This is a genomic window from Paenibacillus thiaminolyticus (assembly GCF_003591545.1).
Classification (GTDB): Bacteria; Bacillota; Bacilli; order Paenibacillales; family Paenibacillaceae; genus Paenibacillus_B; species Paenibacillus_B thiaminolyticus_A.
Genome location: NZ_QYZD01000079.1, coordinates 1 through 2384, shown reverse-complemented (window position 1 = coordinate 2384; position 2384 = coordinate 1). Strand labels below are relative to the sequence as shown.

Genomic DNA, 2384 nt, shown 5'->3' with positions numbered 1-2384 from the left:
GGGTGATGGCGTGCCTTTTGTAGAATGAACCGGCGAGTTACGTTTACGTGCAAGGTTAAGGTGAAAAGCCGTAGCCGCAGCGAAAGCGAGTCTGAATAGGGCGAATAAGTACGTAGGCGTAGACCCGAAACCGTGTGATCTACCCCTGTCCAGGGTGAAGGTGCGGTAACACGCACTGGAGGCCCGAACCCACGAATGTTGAAAAATTCGGGGATGAGGTGGGGGTAGCGGAGAAATTCCAATCGAACTCGGAGATAGCTGGTTCTCCCCGAAATAGCTTTAGGGCTAGCCTCGGAGGAAGAGTCGTGGAGGTAGAGCACTGATTGGGTGCGGGGCCCGCCAAGGGTTACCAAGCTCAGTCAAACTCCGAATGCCATGGACTTATTATCCGGGAGTCAGACAATGGGTGCTAAGGTCCGTTGTCAAGAGGGAAACAGCCCAGACCATCAGCTAAGGCCCCTAAGTGTACGTTAAGTGGGAAAGGATGTGGAGTTGCCCAGACAACCAGGATGTTGGCTTAGAAGCAGCCATCATTTAAAGAGTGCGTAATAGCTCACTGGTCGAGTGACTCTGCGCCGAAAATGTAACGGGGCTAAACGTACCGCCGAAGCTATGGATTGATGCTTTGCATCAGTGGTAGGGGAGCGTTGTGTACCGGGTTGAAGGTAGACCGGAAGGACTGCTGGACTGTACACAAGTGAGAATGCCGGTATGAGTAACGAAAAGACATGTGAGAATCATGTCCGCCGAAAGCCTAAGGGTTCCTGGGGAAGGCTCGTCCGCCCAGGGTAAGTCGGGACCTAAGGCGAGGCCGAAAGGCGTAGTCGAAGGACAACAGGTTGAAATTCCTGTACCACCGTAGCCGTTATGAGCAATGGGGGGACGCAGAAGGATAGGGACGCGAGCTGATGGATGCTCGTCCAAGCAGTGAGGCTGGTCAGTAGGCAAATCCGCTGACCGTAAGGCTGGGCTGTGACGGGGAGGGAAAATTACAGTACCGAAGGTCTTGATTTCATGCTGCCAAGAAAAGCCTCTAGCCAGGTAAAGGTGCCCGTACCGCAAACCGACACAGGTAGGCGAGAAGAGAATTCTAAGGCGCGCGGAAGAACTCTCGTTAAGGAACTCGGCAAAATGACCCCGTAACTTTGGGAGAAGGGGTGCCCCGGTAGGGTTAATAGCCCGAGGGGGCCGCAGTGAATAGGCCCGAGCGACTGTTTAGCAAAAACACAGGTCTGTGCGAAGCCGTAAGGCGAAGTATACGGGCTGACGCCTGCCCGGTGCTGGAAGGTTAAGGGGAGTGGTTAGCCGCAAGGCGAAGCTATGAACCGAAGCCCCAGTAAACGGCGGCCGTAACTATAACGGTCCTAAGGTAGCGAAATTCCTTGTCAGGTAAATTCTGACCCGCACGAATGGCGTAACGACTTGGGCGCTGTCTCAACGAGAGATCCGGTGAAATTTTAATACCTGTGAAGATGCAGGTTACCCGCGACAAGACGGAAAGACCCCATGGAGCTTTACTGCAGCTTGATATTGGACTTTGGTACGGTCTGTACAGGATAGGTGGGAGCCTTAGAAGCCGGAGCGCCAGCTTCGGTGGAGGCGCCGTTGGGATACCACCCTGATCGTATCGGAGTTCTAACCTGGGACCGTGGAACCGGTTCGGGGACAGTGTCAGGCGGGCAGTTTGACTGGGGCGGTCGCCTCCTAAAGAGTAACGGAGGCGCCCCAAGGTTCCCTCAGAATGGTTGGAAATCATTCGAAGAGTGCAAAGGCAGAAGGGAGCTTGACTGCGAGACCTACAAGTCGAGCAGGGACGAAAGTCGGGCTTAGTGATCCGGTGGTACCGCATGGAAGGGCCATCGCTCAACGGATAAAAGCTACCCTGGGGATAACAGGCTTATCTCCCCCAAGAGTCCACATCGACGGGGAGGTTTGGCACCTCGATGTCGGCTCATCGCATCCTGGGGCTGAAGTAGGTCCCAAGGGTTGGGCTGTTCGCCCATTAAAGCGGTACGCGAGCTGGGTTCAGAACGTCGTGAGACAGTTCGGTCCCTATCTGTCGCGGGCGTAGGAAATTTGAGAGGAGCTGTCCTTAGTACGAGAGGACCGGGATGGACGTACCGCTGGTGTACCAGTTGTCTCGCCAGAGGCATAGCTGGGTAGCCAAGTACGGAAGGGATAAGCGCTGAAAGCATCTAAGCGTGAAGCCCCCCTCAAGATGAGATTTCCCACATTGGTAAGACCCCTTGAAGACGACGAGGTAGATAGGTTGGAGGTGGAAGTGCAGCAATGCATGGAGCTGACCAATACTAATCGGTCGAGGGCTTATCCTAACTAAGATGATTCGCAAGACGAACTTTCGCATTCAGTTTTTAAGGTACAAT

At 54.3% G+C, this 2384-nt stretch carries 1 rRNA gene (running past one end of the window); it reads left to right on the top strand.

Going from position 1 to position 2384, the window contains the following annotated elements:
• A 23S ribosomal RNA gene (locus DQX05_RS29810) occupies positions 1 to 2333 on the top strand; it begins 600 nt to the left of the window's first position.
• Positions 2334 to 2384 lie beyond the last annotated feature (51 nt).